This window comes from Agrobacterium sp. ST15.16.055 (assembly GCF_027956555.1).
GTDB lineage: Bacteria > Pseudomonadota > Alphaproteobacteria > Rhizobiales > Rhizobiaceae > Agrobacterium > Agrobacterium salinitolerans.
The window spans coordinates 17,397-35,059 of the sequence record NZ_JAQKGN010000023.1 but is presented as its reverse complement, the minus strand read 5'-3'; the positions used below and the strand labels follow the sequence as shown (position 1 = coordinate 35,059).

Sequence of the window (17,663 nt, the reverse complement as noted above, 5' to 3'; positions counted from 1 at the left end):
TAACAGTCGCTTCCCCAATAGCTTTGGCCATCCCGGTTGGCTGACAATCTGTATCTGCATACTCAGTGATATCTTCTGTGTTCCGGGTTTGGCATCAAGTTATTGCGAGGTGGTCTATATGTGATAATGTCCTTTATCACATATAGGGGGGCTTGGCGTGTCGAATGAGGTCAAATCAATTTTCGGATCGTCTCCACCGCCTGTCGCTGGCGACGTTCTCTTTGGGGGCAATAAGGAATATTGGTCTGCTAACGCATGTATCTCCCATTGGGGAGAAGATGGGCACTCTTACAAAAGCGGATTTAGGAAGGCTGCCTTACACCTCGCCACACACGTATGTGCGACAAGCTCGGATCAGGATCTGCTAATTTACCCGATCGTTTATCTTTATCGGCATCATATCGAAATGGTGCTCAAAGACATTTTCCGCGACGGCTCCTTCCTGCTCGGCCGAAACATCACCAATGACGATGAAAAGAAGCTGATTACCCACAACCTTCAAATCGTCTGGGATTTGGTCCTGCCTCTCCTCAATCCTGTAAGCATTTTGATTGAAGGACGAGAACTACCTCCCGAGGATCTAGAAGGTATCAGCTCCTATATTCAGCAGATTCATCGGCATGATCCGGATGGTCAGAGGTTCAGGTATGCAAGGATTCGTCAAAAAAAGCCAAACGCCCCTAAGGGTACATATGTTAACCGACGGTCACTCGAACCGGAGCTAACCCTGATAAATGTAGGCGATTTTGCGATTCATCTCGAAAAGCTGGCAGACTACCTGGATGGACTACAAGGCTGGATAGCAGAATGCGCACAGTGGCAGCGTGAGGAGGAGGCAAACGCCCGATGACCGCCCTTGCCCTCTCCGCCCCAAGTGCTGCTCTTCCTGCACTCGTGCATCCGTCCGATGAACGCACCAGAATGCGCTTTCTCGAATTCTTCACCGCGAACATTCGCAATCCTAACACGCGCAAAGCCTACGCACGATCGGCGGCTGACTTCCTGCACTGGTGCGAAGCGCGCGGTGTGTCCGCCCTCCCCCAGATCCAGCCGATGCACGTCGCCGCCTGGATCGAGGAGCTGGGGCGCAGCCATGCCGTGCCGACCGTTAAGCAGCGGCTGGCCGCCATTCGCCATCTGTTCGATTGGATGGTGACCGGCCAGATCATGCCGACCAATCCCGCTCATGCGGTGCGCGGACCGTCGTATTCGACCAAGAAGGGCAAGACCCCGGTGTTGTCGCCGGAAGAAGCGCGGCAGTTGCTGGATAGCATCCCTACTGACACAATCGTCGGGCTGCGCGATCGGGCCTTTATAGCCACTATGACCTTCACGTTCGCCCGCGTCGGCGCCGCGACCGGCATGGAGGTGCGGGACGTATATGTCCAGGGACGGCGCCTGTGGGTGCGGCTGCATGAAAAGGGCGGCAAAGTCGTCGAGATGCCCTGCCATCACACGCTCGAGGCCTACCTCGAGGAGTATCTCGAGGTAGGCGGATTACGCGACCATCCCAAAACTCCGTTGTTCCGGACGATAGGCCGGGGGACCGGCGAACTATCAGCATCCCCCCTGCCCCAGCAGAGTGCCCATGCGATGATCCAGCGCCGAGCCGTTGCGGCCGGAATCGGCACGGCGGTCGGCAACCATACGTTCCGCGCCACCGGCATCACCGCGTATTTGAAAAACGGAGGGACGCTGGAAAAGGCCGCAGCCATGGCCAATCACTCGTCGACCAGGACGACCCAGCTTTATGATCGCCGAAGTGATGATGTAAGCTTAGATGAAGTCGAGCGGATATTGATTTGAGGCGCTCATTTGGGGAGTGTTTTGGACGGTGGCAAAGTTAAATCACAATAGACCAACGCTTCGCCTTCTCGACAACTATAGGCGTGAGCTGAGGTCACAGGTACACGAATATAGAGACTCCGAAGCAATTTCGGCAAAATCGATCAGTGATAATAATCGCATGCCGGATGTGAGCCAATCGGCGCAGGAACTTATTCTTTCTATGTTTGACGCCGCGGGGCTCTATTTTGAGGCGCTTTCAAAGCTTCTGAAAACGTTGTCGCCCGATGCTGGGAAATCGCTGCGGAAGAAGAAGGCTTCGTTGCAAAAAGAAATAGAAGACGCCAAGTCGAATCTTACAAATGCATGCGTTGAGCTGGTAGTAGAAGCCATGCGTGAAAAATTGGAAGGCAAAAAAGGCGTCATAGACTGGCTAACCTGGTTCCAAGACGAGGCGCAACGCACAAATGATTACGGTCTGCTTGATATCATGGAAATCGGTATAAAGCCTGCCTTTCAAAGGATTGACGCCGCCGTCGAGGGGGCGCCTTCCGGCAGGATTTCAGCTCTGCAGGTCGCTGATGAGAGCGTCAATTTTTCCGCGAATATTATGATCGACTGAATTTACCTCCATTGCCCTCAAAAGATAATCCAGCACATTTTGACGATCGTCGGGGGCAATGTCGGATAATGTCTTCGCTGATAAGTCGCGATTTAGAGCGGCAGCCTGGTCAGGGGAAATATAGCCGCCATCTTCAAGGCTGAGAAAATCTTGCAGTTTCATTTTAGTGCTTTCTACAGTTCATAGCCACCCACGCTGACAGGCAATTCTCTATGATTGTGCCTTATGTGGCGCAAACCTATCCCTTCCGCGATGGGAACGGCAAAATCGTTGATGCTTCACCTGTGGTGCGATCTGTCACGGTTTCACGCAGCTTCAGCCCTATGACTTCCGCATTTCTTGAGAACCATCCTGGCGGCAAGGCGGTAAGGTTTTCTATGTCGCCAGCCTTCATGGTGAACTCTACGCTCAGGAGGTCGGATTTGCTGCGCACGGCAGAGTCGACGATCAGCTGCAGGGCGTTGGCAAGAACCGTCGGCTCCGAGATCGGCCAGTTCTTATCCAGAGGCTCTTCCCGGCTCCATCCCTTGGCCGAATACAGCTTATAAAGTGATGTCGCATGGTCTGCGGGAATGATATCCAGATCCGAAAGGCGCCGGATCTGCCCTTTTACCGAAACCCGCCAGCGCTCCTTCAGGGACAGCAGAGACGCAAGCGACGCGCTCTTTACCTCATAGGAATATGTTGTTGCGGGCATTAGGAACGCGCTCGCAAATCGAAACGCCTGGCGCTCGATCTCCTTGAGATCCTTTTTCAGCTCTTCCTCGGTAACGTGGCGATGCAGGATCGCATGACCGAGTTCGTGCGCGGCATCCATCTGCCGGCGCGGGAACGACATCTTGTCCGTCGACAGCAAAATATGCGGCCGATTGCCTCCTTGAGCCCAGCTGCACAGGCCATCCAGCTTTGAAGTCCCCATCTCAATGGAGCCGACAATGCATCCGACGCGCTCGAGCAGCGGCATCATATCAATGCACGGGCCATCACCAACGCTCCAATGGGTGCGCAGGTCAGAGGCAATCTGCTCGATGTCCTCGTCGCGGAGCTGCTTATAGGACGCACCCTGCAATACGTCCGGAATATCGACCTCCGGGAAATCCACATAATGCTCCACGATGCTGCTGATTTCCTGCAGCCAGTGCATCTGGGATTCCTGGTAGTTCAGATCTTTCACCAAGGTCGATGCCAAGGTGCGGTAAAAGAGAGGCCGGTCGCTGTTGGCGACCGGTCTAAGAAAAAACTCTCTGCGAACGTGAAGGTGAGCTGCCAACTCGGCTAAGGCATCGGCATCAGGGGCGCTGGTCCCGTCCTCCCAGCGGGTGACGGTGCTGGGGTTGACGCTGATCAGGGTGGCCAATGCCTTCTTGCTTAGAATTCTTCGTGCTGCTCTCGCCTCGATCAATCTTTCAGGGACGAACCCCGGAGTTCCTACACGCATGCATTTCCTTCCCCGGCTTTATCAGCACGGGTCACTTCGTATCTCTGTCGTTGTCATTGCCGCCATCAGGCTGCTCTGGTGGTACAAACGGTTTGATCGTCTTCTTCAAGCTGATGATCGGTTTCTTCGCACCAGTACCAGAAGACGGTACCGGAGCGATTACCGGCTCATCGGCATAACCTTCAAGGTATTCGTCGAGCGGCTCGTAGAAAAGATATTGCTCGTAGGCCGCATCGATTACACCGATGGCGAATTCGCTGATCTTTCCGCCCCGCCCACGGTCACGAGCGACAAGGAACAGCACAAAAATGTCGCCGATCTTGGGCCCTGTTCCGTCAAGGTCGAGGCGCGGGGAGAGGTAGTAGTTGAGCGTTACGCCAGCCTTGCGCGACACGTTCTTCACAGGCAGCGCTTTCGGCTCCGGCATGGCTGCAAGACCGAAGATGATCCCCTGCCCGTTTACCTCAAACCGCATGAAAGGCTGGAAGATCTTCAAATCGGTTAGTGGGATGATGCCGTTTTCGAGCAGCTTGCCACCGTGAAGTTCACAGGTTTCCCGAAACGCCTTCTCCATCATGCGAAAGCGGGCATGCCCCTCCAGTTCTCGGCTTGGCTTGGGGTCGAGGCCTGCGTGGTCGCGTACCATCGTAAAGGCCTTGAGTGCGCAAGCGCTCAACCGGTCTTCCAGATCGAGGAAGAGATTCTTGAACAAGGCCGGCGGGAACCGTCTTTTGATATAGTGCTCCACAGTGCGCTCCGCGTCGAATTGCAAAATACAGGATTTACATATTAAAAAATTGCGTAAAGAGCAAGTGGGTATAATGATCCTCAACCTATCATCACCGGAAAACTCATGGGCACGTCTCTCCGTGACCAGGCTCTATTCCGCCGCGGCTGTGCCGCAGCTCCACGAAACCCCGGTTCGGGTTTCCGCCGACGAGCGGTGACGATCCTTCGTGCATCCGGCATCCTTGCCGGGAGATGACGCGCGATTGCGCGAGTTCGTTTGCCTGGTGGGGGAACCGAGGGCCTTGCCCTTCTCGCCCCCAAAATAGCCTTCCGCCCAGCTTCCTCCACTGCGCTTGCGCTGCGTTCGTGCAGCTGGTTCCCCGCGAAGGCTATTTTCCCCCTCCAACCCACCGCTCGCGCGGCCCCGGGAAGCAGGACGAGGTCCTGCTTCGCAGTCCAAAAAGGAAAGGACAAGGGAATGTGCGAACCTACTTTCGAGGAATGGTTTTTCAGCTTCGCGGGGGAGCTGGCGCGGCTCAACGGCGACTTGCCGGATTTCGATGCCGCCTATGACCGGTATTTTCCGGCCTACGAAGACGGCATTTGCGGCGGTACATGCGCCCGTCACGTCGCCGGGATCGGCTCGGCCGCCCTCTATGCCGACGAGTGGGAGGACGCCGAATGATGCGCTTTGCCCCCTCACGCGAATTCTACATCCCGAGCGGTTCCGTGAAGATCGCCGACAAGGCCAGCGACGGCATTGTCTACATCTTCACCAGCCATAAGGGGCGACCCGCCGCCATGGCCTTCCACGGCAAGGCTGCAAAGCCCGACTGGCACCATAGCTTTACCAGCACCGAAGCCCGCGAGCGTAAAATCCGCGAACATTTCGAGGGGCGGCGGCGCTGGTCGGAATGGAAGCAGGAACGGCGTGACGAGCGCAAGAAGCCGCACGGTTTCGAGACCGGCCATGTCCTTTATGCCTCATGGGGCTACGACCAGACCAACATCAATTTCTATCAGGTGACCGCCATCATCGGCGCGCACATGGTCGAGGTCCGCGAGGTCGGACAGATCTCCGCCGACAAGGGTGATGAACCGTGGATGACCGGCAAGGTGGTTCCCCATCTCGACGCCTTCACCGGCCAGCCCCTGCGCCGCCGCGTTAACGGGCGCTCCAAATCTGTGCGCATCGACAATGTGCGAACCGCCTTCCTTTGGGACGGTCGCCCGATCAACTGGACCGGCTACGCCTGACGGCCGCCCCTCCCCCACTGATATTTTCCGATCACACCAACATGAGGACTTATCCCATGAACGTTATCACCATGCCCGAAACTGCCGAAACCATCGCCATCGAGGTCGCCGCAGCGGCCCCGGTTACCTCCCTCATGCATGACACGCAGCAGATTCCGCTTTCCAAGCTGGTCGCCAGTTCGAAAAACGTGCGCAAGCGCAATGCCGCCATGACCATCCCGGAACTTGCCGCCAGCATCGAGGCGCATGGCCTGATCCAGAACCTGACGATCAGGAAGACCGCTAGGGGCAATAAATACGAGGTGGTTGCGGGATCGCGGCGCTTTGCTGCCCTGCTCCACCTCGTCGCACAGGGCAAGATCGACAAAAGCGCTGTCATTCCTTGCAATCTGCGCAGCGGCGAGGCCAACGACACGGAGGTTTCCCTTGCGGAGAACACGCAGCGCGAAGCCATGCATATCGTCGATGAGATCATGGCCTATCGTCAGCTGATCGAAGAGGGGATGATCGCGGACACCATCGCCGCCCGTTTCGGCCAGTCGGTTGTGACCGTGCGCCAGAGGCTCAAGCTCGCCAATCTCTCCCCTAAAATTCTGGGGGTTTTGCGCGAGGATGGGATGCATCTCGATCAGGCCAGAGCGTTGGCGATCAGCGACGATCATGCCGCGCAAGATCGGGCATGGTTCGACACACAGTCATGGAATCGTGATCCTCATTCGCTTCGTGCCGTGCTGACCCGCGATCATGTCCGTAGCACTGACAAACTTGCCCTGTTCGTTGGGACCGAGGCTTACGAGGCGGCGGGCGGCACGATCGCGCGTGATCTGTTTGCCGAGGCCGATAACACCTTCCTGACGGATCGAGCCTTGCTGACAAAGTTGGCAAAAGAGGCGCTCGAACAGAAAGCAGAACCCCTGAAAATCAAGGGGTGGAAATGGGTGGACACCAGCCTTGGAACATCGGCCATCCATAATGGCGGTTTCGCCCGTATCTTCCCTATCAGCCATGTTTCGACCGAAGCCGAGCAGACCGAGCTTGCCAGCCTTGCCGAACAGTTCGATGAGATCGCGTGCCGGATCGAGGACTATGCCGAGAGCGATTCGGCCATTGATGCCGATGAGGCCGAGCTTGCCCGGATCGAACAGCGCATCGAGGATATTAAGAGCGCGGGAAAGGTCTACGACACCGAGGAAAAGGCGCTGGCCGGTTGCATCGTCACCATTGCCCACGATGGCACCATGCATATCGAGCAGGGGCTTGTTCAGCCCGACGATCTGGCCGCGCTGCGCGCCTTGCGCAATCCGGACACCGCAAACGGTGATGCCGGTCAGGATGATGAAAGCGTAAGCGCTGGAACCATCCCTGCCGTTTTTACAGGTGCAAAGCATGGCGGCGACGAAGCCGACGAACAGCCCATGGCCTATTCCGCCGCGCTAATCAAGGAACTGACGGCGATCCGCACCGCCGCCATGCGCAATGAACTTACTCAGCGGCCCGAACTGGCGCTTGCCGTCATGCTCTATCCGCTCGTCCTGAAAACCTTCCTGATCGGGAACGGCTATTGGCGGATCGGCTCCGCCATCGAGATCGGCGGGCAGTTGAAAGACCTCGCCCCTTCGATCAAGGAAACGGACGCTTGCGATGCGCTTAACGAATGGACCCGCATCCACGAAACATGGGGATACAAGCTCCCCGGCAATCCGGGCGATCTTTGGGAATGGCTACTGGAACAGCCATTGCACGATCTTCTCGAACTGCTGGCGGTCGTCACCGCCGCCAATATCAACGCAGTCGAGGCCAAGCACGATCATGACCGCGAGCGGCTGACCCATGCCGATCAACTGGCCGCAGCCCTGAAACTTGACATGCATCAGCATTGGAAGCCGAAGGCGCCGTTTCTCTCCCGGTTGTCCAAGGCGCAGATTGCCGAGGTGATGGAAGACGCAGGTTGCGCGAAAAGTGCCATCAAGGCGGCGGGCAAGGCTCCGAAGGCCGAAGCCGTGGAGCTGGCGGAAAAAGCCCTTGCCGGAAAAACATGGCTTCCCGGCCCGCTGCGCTCGCCCATCGAGGACGCGCAGGAAGGCGAAGAAGCTGCGCCGTTGACGAGCGCCGACGAATAACATGGTTCGGACTTGGCCGCACCCGGCGCCGTTTTCGCGCCGGGGTTTTGCTTATAAAAAGATAGCAGCTTATAATCTGTTTCATAATAGATTCATTTGACGCCGAGCTGGTTCCGGTCGGGATCGACCCGCCCTAAACCAGTTGAGAGGCGCCCGCGCCCTGCCTCTCAATCTCTCCACCCACCCTTCGCTTGCAACGAGAGTTACCCGTAAAATCTGCCACTGCAGATTTGCACCTTGCAGAATCAGTCCGAATCGCAGTTTCTTGTAACGATGAGCACAGCGAAACCAGTCAGAGAAAAAGTGGCAGCCCATCGCCAGCGTTTGCGTGAAGCGGGGCGTATCTATGTCAACACCGATCTCCCTGCGGATCTGGTGGACTGTCTTGATAAGATCAAGGCAGAACGCGGGCTGGCTTCGCGGGCTCAAGTGTTTGAATTAGCTTTAAAGGCGTTTGTTGAAAATGAAATGAGGGCATAACGAAAAACCCCTCGCCGCTGGTAACGGCTAGGGGTTTTCGGTCAGTTACGACGTCGGCTTTTGGGGCCTTCCAATTTCTAGTCCCAACATAGTCGAGCGTTCACGAACCTGCAAGGGGTACCCTTTGTAGGAACGGTGAATCTTTGTCCGCTGTCCACAGTCATGCCCGCCTGAAAAAGGAGGCGGAAAAGACCATGTTTGAACAGATTGGGACGGTGCTCGCAGGAGCGCCGGCCGAACGGGAACGCACACCTGTTCGGCGGCAGAGTCGTGCGCGCGGACGATGCGAAGGCGTATTCTGGCGGCGGACAAACCGGCAGGACGTGCGTACTATCGTGCTGGCGGCGCGGCGCTATGAACTGGCAGGCCGGCAACCTGGTGCTCGCAATGGCCCCTTGGGGGGCGTGGCGATCGAGTTGCTGGAGCTATTTGCCAATCTCGTTGATTTCCGCACCGGCCGGTTGGAACCGTCGATCGACACGCTCATGCTGAAGCTCAGGCGATCACGTGACGCGATCGTGCGGGCGCTGAAGAACTTGCGCGCCCATGGTTTCCTCGACTGGCTGCGGCGCTATCAGCCGACAGGCAACGAGGGACGCGGCCCGCAGGTCCAGCAAACCAGTAACGCCTATCGAATGTCCCTACCCGATCGGGCGCGGCAGATTCTTGGACGTTGGGGCGTGGCCCCTCCCCTTCCTGACGATCATGTTCAGGCCGAGGCGGAACGTGCCTCGGGTATCGAGGCGCATCGGGCATCGCTCGACATCGTTTCGAGAACACTATTCGATGTTGGCGACAACCCCTTGGGGCAGGCGCTAGCGCGCCTTGGAAAGGCAATCAATCTACGTGAGTCCGCCAGACAGACTGAATCCCTATCTGGTTCTATAACTAATAGACGAAAATAAGCGGACGCCGCTGTCCGGGCCTCTCACGAGGCCCTGCGGCGGTTCCGACCCGCGTTACGTGCGGGTCGGCACGGCAACATCAGCATCCTAAAAACGCACCATCGCACGTGCTGTAGATGTCCTATGGTTTTTGAAAAGGTGGGGAAGAAAAGCGGGGCAAAACAATTTAGCAGCTTGTAAGCTGCTAGCTTTTTATTGGCAGATAGCAAGCTGCATGTAAATTGTTTGTAAATACACATCTGCTAGCTTTCTGCTGATTAGCAGTTTTGGAGATGCTTCATGCCAGTCATTTCATTCGTGTCGAGCAAAGGCGGAGTCGGGAAAACAACATCTGCTGTCGTACTTGCCGGCGAATTCGCTGCCGCCGGTCGCAAGGTGGTTCTGATCGACGCCGACCCCAACCGCCCGCTTGAAGCCTGGGCCCGCCTGAAGGGGGCGCCGGAAACACTGCAGCTTATGATTGACGATTCCGCCGAAACCATCATCGATACGATCGAGGAAGCCCGGGCAAACGCCGATTTTGTCATTGTTGATCTGGAAGGAACCGCCACCGACCGAATTGGTTTTGCGATTGCCCGTTCGGATCTCGTTTTAATTCCGCTCCAAAGCTCTGTTCTTGACGCGTCAGAGGCCGCTAAGTCCGTGAAGCTGGTTCACCAGATGCGGAAGGTTGCCAATCGGGAGATTCCTTACAGGGTTTTCTTCACGCGAGTCCCGCCAGCTATTCGCGAGCGGACCGCACGAGATATCGACCGGCAGTTTTCCGACGCGGCCATACCAGTTTTACCTGCAACTCTGATTGATCGTGCCGCGTACCGGGCGTTGTTTTCTCTTGGCGGAATTCTTCACGATCTGGAACGATCCGATGTGTCGGGATTGGAGAGCGCCAAAGAAAATGGTCGAGAATTTGCTCAGGCAGTTATCAACGTTTTGAAAGGAGAGGGTGCATGAGTAGCGAAGACAAGAAGCGAGCGACCCTCGACTTCGGAAATCTAAACGATACGCCAGCGCCGCCTGTCGACAGTGATGCTGTGAAGGCTGCCACCAGAGCTGCAGGCTTCCGAGAAACGCCCAAGGCTTCCGCTTCCGAAACAGCAGCTCCCATTCGAGCCACTCGCAGAACACGTCGAAAAACAGGACGTACAGAACAATTCGCTACACGCCTTCGGGCAGAGACGATCGAGGCGATTTACAACTATGCGGATCAGCATGAGATCACGTTGGCTGAGACCATCGAGCGCGCAGTCGCTGCTCTTAGGAATGATGCGAAGTGACGCTCTTGAAGTGTAACGCTTGGTGTTATATTTAAGGTGTAGGATATCTCGTGAGAGTTTTTAAAAACGGTTGGTTTCAGAAGTTTGCCCGGAAAGAGAAAATCTCTGACGCGATGCTTTGTGAGGCTGTTGCGCGCGCCGAGCGCGGCCAGATTGATGCCGATCTAGGGGCTGGCCTTATTAAGCAGCGCGTTGCTCGGCCCGGCGCTGGGAAGTCTGGCGGATTCCGGACACTGGTTTTCTTTCGAGCGCAAACGAGAGCGGTCTTTGCATTCGGGTTTGCGAAGAGTGATATGGCCAATCTCGATGCTGGGGATGAAGCTTACATGAAAAAGGCCGCGAAACTCGTCTTGGGATTTACAGACGCGCAAATGAAAGCGGAAGTCGATGCGGGTCGAATGCTAGAGGTGAAATGCGATGACAAAGACTTACAAGAGTGAGGCACTGGCAGCCGTCCATGAAATGATGGAGGGATTCTACGAGTCCGGCGCGATCGACAAACAGACGATGCGTGAATTTGATGAAGGGTGCCTGACAACCGTGGAGCCGCTGACCCCGGAGGAAATTCGCACTATCCGTGAGCGCGAGAACATTTCTCAGCCGGTGTTTGCCCGATATCTCAACGTTAGCAAGGGGCTGGTGTCAGATTGGGAACGCGGCGTTAAAAGGCCAAGCGGTCCTGCTCTGCGTTTGCTGACTGTTATACGGAACAAGGGATTACAGGCGATCGCCTGATTGCGCGACGATAGTCGCGTCCGGCCCGGAGGCGAACGCTCTTTCATTTGGGCGGTAGAGAGCCGGAGGGCCGCCAGTGACAATGCCCCGGTGTGTCAGCGCCGGGACGATTTTCATTCTTCGGGCGTTAATCTCCCCAATGCGATTTCCAGGGTGTGCAAGGTCTGAATGGCATCGTCGGGGATCGACGTCGCTCTTTTGATGTTTTGCAGCTTGTAGGCAATCTCAGCATCAGTGAGTTCGAACAGGGCAGGGGATGCGATCACTTGTTGAAGTGCAGCGATGATTCCAGCGTCTGCAATGCAGGTGCTCAGCCGCGCGAGGCGGGTCACGCGCTCACTGTCTGGAACCGAGCTATCGGCAATCCGACCAAGCTTTTCATGTGGCGAGATGGACACTGCCACTTGACGTGTCAGACACGGTCGAACGCTCCCTTGAATTCCTGATCGCTGTAATAGGCGAGTTTGCCGGCGACGATCGGCCGCTGCCCAGCGAGGAACAGCAGTTCGGCGTGTTGTGGCAGGTTGCGGACCTCGTCGGGTGTCAGCAACGGGCGGCCCACATGCTGTTCGCCGTAGGAGATCCCCGTCTTATCGGAATCGAGAGCGCGGCCCATGCTTTCGAAGACGACGGTGGATTGCCCGAGCATGTCGGAGACGAGACGGGCACTTTCGTGGTCATTGACGCCGAAGACCTGCAGGACGCCGGCATTCGACAGGAAGGTACCTGCACGCTGCCCGTAGGTGGCGCGTAGCTGATGAACGTCTTGCAGGATCGGCCACAGCTGCACCCCGTAACCGGCCATCAGGCCCATGGCACGTTCGACGGGCGCCAGGTGACCGAGGGACGCGAACTCGTCGAGGAGATAGAGTACCGGAATCGCCGGCTTGCCTGGCGAACGAGCCATTTCGAGCAGGCTTTGGGTGACAAGCAGACGCAGCCAGCGCGAATAGGTCGAAAGCCTATCGGGCGGCAGCACGAGGAAGACCGTTGCGGTGCGGCTCTTGAGATCGGCAAACCGGAAATCCGACCGGCTGAGCATACGGGCCATGCGCGGGCTATCGAGAAAATGGGTATGGCGCTGCGCCGCCGACAGAACGCCGGCCGCCTCGCGATCGGATTTGCCGAGGTGGCGGTTGGCCGCGCGTGCGACGAGGCCGCTGGCTGCCGTGGATTCCTGCATTTCCTTGAGGAGCCCTGTGAAGGCTTCAGGGGCCAGGGTAAGGTTTTCACGCAGGGTAACGAGAGAACGGCGGCTAGAGGGTTCCTGCGCGACGATATGGAGGATCATGCCCGAGATGAGCGCCTTGGCTTCTTCGTTCCAATGCGCCTCGCCAGTCATGCCCGGTTCGTCGAAGACAAGAGCGTCGGCGAGGGTGCTTGCATCTTCCGCGACATCGAGGCCATTGGGGTCGAGTCCTTCAAGCGGATTGAATGCGGCGATCGGTTCGGCTGTAGCGCCGAAGGGATCGAGGACGTAGACCGGACCGAACTGACGACGGGCACGACCGGCAATCCTGGCATTCTCGCCCTTGGGGTCGATGCAGATCACCGAGCGGTCGGCGGTCAGGAGATTCGGGATGATGGTTCCGACACCCTTGCCAGTGCGCGTCGGCGCCATCGTCAGCAGATGGGCCGGTCCATCATAGCGTAGCAGCTTCCCGGTTTTGCTGTCGCGGCCGATCAGCAGGCCCGAGCCGGTGCGGGTGAGGGGTGCGACCTCCTTGTTGGTAGCGAAGCGAGCCGTGCCGTGAGTATCGCCGTCCAAATTGCCGAAGTGCTCAATCATCGGATTGGTGAGAAGCCGGAAGGCGAAGATGAGAATGACGATCGCCACGACTATGTTGGCGATCCATCGCGACACGAACCAGGCTTCGGGAATGGCGAACGGGATCGCAGCGAGGATGAGGGCGATGACGAGAAAGACGAGCCCAACACGGTAAAAATAAACCACTGCCCGGAAAGGCGATATGACGATATTGATGACAGCCCATACCGGATCGCTTGCCGCCTTTCGCATCATGTTCTTGAAGGCAGCCCATGCAAGTGTCGCCTGGTTCATGAGCTGGCCTCACTGCCACCTGCCGCCTTTGGTTTCAGGAGATCGTGAAAAATCTCCTTGTCATTGTCGCGCGTCAGAAACCCTGGCAGCTCACGGCGTAGCCAGTCGCTCAAACCACGCGAAAACTCATCCTTGCCGGTTTCGAGGCGATGCATAACGAGCGCGCCGAGTAGAACTTTGCGGCGTGTATCCTTAGCGCGTTCTTCTTTGCCGAGCCTGGCTTTGAGCGTCTTCTTTTGCGCCTCCAGCTGGGCAAGGCGTTCTTCAATAGACTTTCGGGCCATATCGTCAATCCCTCCGTATCAACTTGATCGATCCTATCTCATAGCGTGTGTTTTTCCAGCTTACGGATCGCAATTCACGTTCTTCTGATTGAATTTTTCCCCGACGTATGCTGCAAATGCACGATCAGATTCAATCTCGACGGTTCCGCGAGCGCCACACCGAGGCATTCAAGAGCGTAGCGAGCGAATTGCGAAGGGCGCACTTACGAGTTGCTGCGCAACTCAGATGCGCCGATCGTAGATCGGGAAAGGACAGACGGCGTTTGGCGATCTATCACGCAAGCATGAAGCCGGTAACGCGGGCCAGCGGCAGAAGCGCCGTTGCCTCGGCGGCCTATCGTGCCGGCGAGCGCCTGACGAACGAACGCGATGGCATCACGCATGACTTCACCCGCAAGGAGGGTGTGGAGCATGCGGAAATCGTGCTTCCTGATGGCGTTAGCGCGGAATGGGCGAAGAGCCGCGAGAAGCTTTGGAATGCGGCGGAATTCGCCGAAAGCCGGAAAGACGCGCGTGTCGCCCGTGAATTTGAAATCGCATTGCCGCATGAGCTGACGGCCGAGCAGCGCCTGGAGCTGACGCGGGAGTTCGCCCAGGACCTGGCGAACCGCTACGGCGCGGGGGTGGATTTCGCCATCCACCGGCCGCATGATGCGAGCGACGTTAGAAACCACCACGCACATCTTTTGATGACGACGCGGCAGGTGAACGAGGAGGGGCTGGGCGAGAAAACCTTCATTGAGCGGGAGAACAAGTGGCTCCTGAAAAACGACTTGCCGACCTCGCATATGCAGCTTCGCGATATCAGACAATCCTTCGAGCAGATGACCAATTCACATCTTGCACGTGCCGGTCTCGATATTCGCGTCGATCATCGTAGTCATGCCGAGCGCGGACTGGAGATTGAGCCGACCGAACATGCTGGCGTTCATGCGACGCAGATGGAGCGGCGCGGTCTTGACGTCTCGCGGGCACGGCTGGATGAGGATGCGGCGAAGCGCAACGCCGACCTGATCCGGGAGAAGCCGGAACAGGTTTTGGCAATCATCACCGGCGAAAAGAGCGTGTTTGATCGGCACGATATCGCGCGCACCTTGCATCGCTACATCAACGACGATGCACAGGCGTTCCAGAATGCCTTCGCCACCGTAATGTCGTCACCGGCACTGGTCGAGCTTCAGGCAGAACGTGCGGATGCGACGACAGGTGAGATCGAGCTTGCGCGCTATTCGACGCGCGAGATGGTGGATCTCGAATCCAGCATGGCGAATTCCGCCGAGCGACTGCACCAGGCGCAAAACCATGGCGTCGATCGCCGGCTGGTAGAACGGGCAATCGGCCGCCAAGATGCTGCTATTCGGTCGAGCGTTTCGAGCGACACCGCTGGCAAGGTCGAGCGGGGCGAACTGGACAGTGGCGAGCGCGATCGGCGCATCGGCGCGGCGCGGCTTTCCGATGAGCAGCGGGCGGCGATCGAACATATCACCGGGCCGGAGCGGATCGCCGCCGTGGTTGGTTATGCCGGCGCTGGAAAATCCACCATGCTGGCGGCCGCTCGCGAGGCTTGGGAGGCGCAGGGCTATCAGGTTCATGGCGCGGCTTTGTCAGGCAAGGCGGCCGAGGGTCTGGAGGAGTCTTCCGGTATCGCGTCTCGCACCTTGGCATCATGGGAAATGGGCTGGCAGAACGATCGTCACCAGCTCGGCCGCGGCGACGTCTTCGTCATCGACGAGGCGGGCATGGTCGGAAGCCGCCAGCTTGCCCGGTTCGTCGGTGAAGCCGAAAAGTCCGGTGCGAAAATCGTTCTCGTTGGCGATCACGAGCAGCTGCAGGCGATCGGAGCCGGCGCGCCGTTCCGCGCCATCGCCGAGCAGATCGGCCATGCCGAACTTTCCGAAATCCGCCGCCAGCGCGTGGACTGGCAGCGAGAGGCGTCGGTTTCGTTCGCCACCCATAAAACCGCCGACGGCTTGGCCGCCTATCGGCAGAGTGGCGATATCCGGTTCAGCGAAACGGGCGAGGGCGCGCGTGGCGAGATCGTGCGGGACTATCTTGCCGACCGCGAACAGCGTCCGGATGGCACCCGTGTCGCCATGGCCCATCGTCGTGCTGATGTTCGCGCCATCAATGCCGATATCCGATCGGCCCTGCAGGACAGCCAACGGCTGGGACGCGGCGAGGAAGGTGGCGAGGTCTCGTTCCAGACCAATGACGGCCGCCGTGCTTTTGCGCCTGGCGACCGTCTCGTGTTTCTGGAGAACGATCGTGATCTTGGCGTCAAGAACGGGATGTTGGGAACAGTGCAGACCGTCGAGCCGGACGCAATACAAGTTCAGCTCGATGGTGGTGCTGGTCGCGGTCGGAACAATGACCGCATTGTCACCATACCCACGAAAACTTACCAGTCCTTTGACCATGGCTATGCGACCACCATTCACAAGACCCAAGGAGCGACGGTTGATCGCGCCCTCGTGATGGCATCGCAGACCATGGACCGGCATCTGACCTATGTCGCCATGACCCGTCATCGCGACGGCGTGCAGCTTTATGTGGCGAAAGACGAGTTCAACGATCGCAAGGCAGGCAAGCTCGTGGAACATGGCGTTGCGCCGTACGAGCACAGGGCTGCCAACCGCGACAGCTATTTCGTGACGCTGGAAAACGACAAGGGTCAGAGGCACACGACTTGGGGCGTGGATCTCGAACGGGCGATGAAGGACGCGGCTCAGGAGATCGGCGCGAAGATCGGGCTTGGACATGCCGGATCTGAAACCGTGCAACTTCCGAACGGCAAGACAGCCGAGCGAAATTCATGGAAAGTGCATGGCGCCGACGAACTGGCCTTCAAGGCGCTGGGAGATCGGCTCGGCCGCTCCGGGGTCAAGGAAACCACACTCGACTACACCAAGGACTTCGCCGGGCGGCGAGGCATCGCCGAGCAAATCGGCATTCGCAGCGAAATCGAGGTTGATCGTGCTGCAATGCAGCGGCAGGATCAACGCTCCCCTGCGGCCCATCCCGCACGGGAGCAACAGGACCGGGATGCAGTCGAAACAGGCGTTCATGACGAGCGACTTCGATTGCAGGTCGGTCCTGTTCGCGGTCGCGAGGATCCCGGCTCTGATCGTAGCGACAACCGCCAGCAGGCAAAGCGACGCAGCGCCTTCGATGGTCTGAAACTTTCGCGCGGGGCAGCGGGCGACAAATCTCAGACGCCGGCCAGATCCGAAAAGGGTCAGGAACCGCCACAGAAGGTCGAGACGCAGCGGCGCGGCATGTTCGATGGGCTGAAGCTCCGCGCTGGCGAGCGCGGCTCTCTCTCGCTTTCGCAACAGCGGTCGAAGGACGGAAGCCTGCGGATATCGCCCGTACCAGAAAAACAGGATCAGGAGCGCCAATCGGACCGCTTGCGGCCAATGTCCGGGTTCGAGCAGTCTGTTGATCGTTTCGCTCGTGCATGGAGTGCGGCTGCAAAAATGGACCGCGAAGGCTTGCCGGTTTTGGAGGGTCAGAAATCGGAATTGCAGCAGGCCGGTCAACAGCTCGATCAGCAGCGGCCAGGATCGCCTAACCTGATGGTTTCTGCCATGCGGAACGATCCACAGACCGAACAGGCCATGCACCAGCTCTCCGGCCGGGAGCGCGTTGGCCAGCTTGTGGCAGGCATGGACCGGGAGCGGGCTTTGCAAGCCGATCCGAACGTCAGGGCCGATCGGCTCATCAACACATGGCAGAAGCTACAGGCCGAGCGCCAGAACCTTCAGGGCTGGCAGCATGACGAGGCGCGCGGCAAGGTCGAGGGACAGATGAGGAAGGTCGCCGACGTGATCGAGCGGGATCCACAGGTGGAATCCATCGTTCGCAGCCGGTCCAAGGAAATCGGCATCAGCCATGTCAGACAGGAACAGAACGTCGCTCGCGCAATGGAACAGCAAATTTCGCGTGGGCGCAGCCAAGGGCTTGAACGATAGG

General features: G+C 58.0%; 18 protein-coding genes. 13 read left to right on the top strand and 5 right to left on the bottom strand.

Translation table 11 applies throughout. The features are described from left to right. Positions 1 to 157: 157 nt before the first annotated feature. The 3 genes from PL599_RS22145 to PL599_RS22135 all read left to right on the top strand — a co-directional run bounded on the left by PL599_RS22145 (position 158) and on the right by PL599_RS22135 (position 2,407). The gene (locus tag PL599_RS22145; protein ID WP_142914243.1) at positions 158 to 850 is read left to right on the top strand and encodes a hypothetical protein; all 693 of its coding nucleotides are present in this window, start codon (positions 158 to 160) and stop codon (positions 848 to 850) included. Further along, positions 847 to 1,806, top strand: coding sequence for a tyrosine-type recombinase/integrase (locus PL599_RS22140; RefSeq protein WP_142914244.1), 960 nt, complete (start codon positions 847 to 849; stop codon positions 1,804 to 1,806). Before PL599_RS22145 ends, PL599_RS22140 begins: the two co-directional genes overlap by 4 nt. A gap of 160 nt (positions 1,807 to 1,966) precedes the next feature. Then, a complete protein-coding gene (locus PL599_RS22135) occupies positions 1,967 to 2,407 on the top strand; it encodes a hypothetical protein (protein WP_142914245.1) in 441 nt (146 codons plus the stop codon). A gap of 238 nt (positions 2,408 to 2,645) precedes the next feature. Here PL599_RS22135 and PL599_RS22130 read toward each other — a convergent pair whose 3' ends face one another. Further along, the gene (locus PL599_RS22130) at positions 2,646 to 3,845 is read right to left on the bottom strand and encodes an XRE family transcriptional regulator (RefSeq protein WP_142914246.1); all 1,200 of its coding nucleotides are present in this window, start codon (positions 3,843 to 3,845) and stop codon (positions 2,646 to 2,648) included. Between the two features lie 31 nt (positions 3,846 to 3,876). Continuing rightward, a complete protein-coding gene (locus tag PL599_RS22125; RefSeq protein WP_109858650.1) occupies positions 3,877 to 4,593 on the bottom strand; it encodes a hypothetical protein in 717 nt (238 codons plus the stop codon). Positions 4,594 to 5,052: 459 nt separating this feature from the next. Between PL599_RS22125 and PL599_RS22120 the strand changes: the two genes are divergently transcribed. From PL599_RS22120 to PL599_RS22080, 9 genes are all read left to right on the top strand, one after another. Continuing rightward, on the top strand, positions 5,053 to 5,259 hold the full coding sequence (locus PL599_RS22120; RefSeq protein WP_109858649.1) for a hypothetical protein: 207 nt from the start codon (positions 5,053 to 5,055) through the stop codon (positions 5,257 to 5,259). Continuing rightward, entirely contained in the window at positions 5,256 to 5,831 is a 576-nt protein-coding gene (locus PL599_RS22115; protein WP_109858648.1) for a hypothetical protein, read from the top strand. Before PL599_RS22120 ends, PL599_RS22115 begins: the two co-directional genes overlap by 4 nt. Before the next feature lie 56 nt (positions 5,832 to 5,887). Then, positions 5,888 to 7,951 carry a ParB/RepB/Spo0J family partition protein gene (locus PL599_RS22110; RefSeq protein WP_244614307.1) on the top strand — a complete coding sequence of 688 codons (2,064 nt, stop codon included), beginning with the start codon at positions 5,888 to 5,890 and terminating at the stop codon, positions 7,949 to 7,951. A 237-nt stretch (positions 7,952 to 8,188) separates the two neighbouring features. Further along, positions 8,189 to 8,431, top strand: a complete 243-nt coding sequence (locus PL599_RS22105) for a hypothetical protein (RefSeq protein WP_142843673.1) — start codon at positions 8,189 to 8,191, stop codon at positions 8,429 to 8,431. Between the two features lie 194 nt (positions 8,432 to 8,625). Next, positions 8,626 to 9,336, top strand: coding sequence for a replication protein A (locus PL599_RS22100; RefSeq protein ID WP_109858647.1), 711 nt, complete (start codon positions 8,626 to 8,628; stop codon positions 9,334 to 9,336). A gap of 279 nt (positions 9,337 to 9,615) precedes the next feature. After that, entirely contained in the window at positions 9,616 to 10,287 is a 672-nt protein-coding gene (locus PL599_RS22095) for a ParA family protein (protein WP_109858646.1), read from the top strand. Beyond that, positions 10,284 to 10,610 carry a stability/partitioning determinant gene (locus PL599_RS22090; RefSeq protein ID WP_109858645.1) on the top strand — a complete coding sequence of 109 codons (327 nt, stop codon included), beginning with the start codon at positions 10,284 to 10,286 and terminating at the stop codon, positions 10,608 to 10,610. The genes PL599_RS22095 and PL599_RS22090 overlap by 4 nt, the downstream gene beginning before the upstream one ends. A gap of 50 nt (positions 10,611 to 10,660) precedes the next feature. Continuing rightward, the gene (locus PL599_RS22085; protein WP_046802295.1) at positions 10,661 to 11,050 is read left to right on the top strand and encodes a type II toxin-antitoxin system RelE/ParE family toxin; all 390 of its coding nucleotides are present in this window, start codon (positions 10,661 to 10,663) and stop codon (positions 11,048 to 11,050) included. Further along, the gene (locus PL599_RS22080; RefSeq protein WP_109858644.1) at positions 11,028 to 11,345 is read left to right on the top strand and encodes a helix-turn-helix domain-containing protein; all 318 of its coding nucleotides are present in this window, start codon (positions 11,028 to 11,030) and stop codon (positions 11,343 to 11,345) included. The genes PL599_RS22085 and PL599_RS22080 overlap by 23 nt, the downstream gene beginning before the upstream one ends. Before the next feature lie 113 nt (positions 11,346 to 11,458). Here the strand turns inward: PL599_RS22080 and PL599_RS22075 are convergent, their stop codons facing one another. Genes PL599_RS22075 through PL599_RS22065 form a run of 3 tightly spaced genes read right to left on the bottom strand, consistent with a single transcriptional unit; the run spans position 11,459 to position 13,691 of the window. Continuing rightward, positions 11,459 to 11,749, bottom strand: a complete 291-nt coding sequence (locus PL599_RS22075) for a hypothetical protein (protein WP_109858643.1) — start codon at positions 11,747 to 11,749, stop codon at positions 11,459 to 11,461. Positions 11,750 to 11,757: 8 nt separating this feature from the next. Next, positions 11,758 to 13,407, bottom strand: a complete 1,650-nt coding sequence (locus PL599_RS22070; protein ID WP_109858642.1) for a type IV secretory system conjugative DNA transfer family protein — start codon at positions 13,405 to 13,407, stop codon at positions 11,758 to 11,760. Then, positions 13,404 to 13,691, bottom strand: coding sequence for a mobilization protein (locus tag PL599_RS22065; protein WP_109858641.1), 288 nt, complete (start codon positions 13,689 to 13,691; stop codon positions 13,404 to 13,406). Before PL599_RS22065 ends, PL599_RS22070 begins: the two co-directional genes overlap by 4 nt. 263 nt (positions 13,692 to 13,954) lie before the next feature. Between PL599_RS22065 and traA the strand changes: the two genes are divergently transcribed. Continuing rightward, on the top strand, positions 13,955 to 17,662 hold the full coding sequence (gene traA, locus PL599_RS22060) for a Ti-type conjugative transfer relaxase TraA (RefSeq protein WP_109858675.1): 3,708 nt from the start codon (positions 13,955 to 13,957) through the stop codon (positions 17,660 to 17,662). Position 17,663 lies beyond the last annotated feature (1 nt).

Excerpts from the sequence above, each read along its gene's own strand:
- PL599_RS22140 (WP_142914244.1), top strand. The coding sequence starts at position 847 with ATGACCGCCCTTGCCCTCTCCGCCCCAAGTGCTGCTCTTCCTGCACTC.
- PL599_RS22135 (WP_142914245.1), top strand. The coding sequence starts at position 1,967 with ATGCCGGATGTGAGCCAATCGGCGCAGGAACTTATTCTTTCTATGTTT.
- PL599_RS22130 (WP_142914246.1), bottom strand. The coding sequence starts at position 3,845 with ATGCGTGTAGGAACTCCGGGGTTCGTCCCTGAAAGATTGATCGAGGCG.
- PL599_RS22120 (WP_109858649.1), top strand. The coding sequence starts at position 5,053 with ATGTGCGAACCTACTTTCGAGGAATGGTTTTTCAGCTTCGCGGGGGAG.
- PL599_RS22115 (WP_109858648.1), top strand. The coding sequence starts at position 5,256 with ATGATGCGCTTTGCCCCCTCACGCGAATTCTACATCCCGAGCGGTTCC.
- PL599_RS22110 (WP_244614307.1), top strand. The coding sequence starts at position 5,888 with ATGAACGTTATCACCATGCCCGAAACTGCCGAAACCATCGCCATCGAG.
- PL599_RS22100 (WP_109858647.1), top strand. The coding sequence starts at position 8,626 with ATGTTTGAACAGATTGGGACGGTGCTCGCAGGAGCGCCGGCCGAACGG.
- PL599_RS22095 (WP_109858646.1), top strand. The coding sequence starts at position 9,616 with ATGCCAGTCATTTCATTCGTGTCGAGCAAAGGCGGAGTCGGGAAAACA.
- PL599_RS22090 (WP_109858645.1), top strand. The coding sequence starts at position 10,284 with ATGAGTAGCGAAGACAAGAAGCGAGCGACCCTCGACTTCGGAAATCTA.
- PL599_RS22080 (WP_109858644.1), top strand. The coding sequence starts at position 11,028 with ATGACAAAGACTTACAAGAGTGAGGCACTGGCAGCCGTCCATGAAATG.
- PL599_RS22070 (WP_109858642.1), bottom strand. The coding sequence starts at position 13,407 with ATGAACCAGGCGACACTTGCATGGGCTGCCTTCAAGAACATGATGCGA.
- PL599_RS22065 (WP_109858641.1), bottom strand. The coding sequence starts at position 13,691 with ATGGCCCGAAAGTCTATTGAAGAACGCCTTGCCCAGCTGGAGGCGCAA.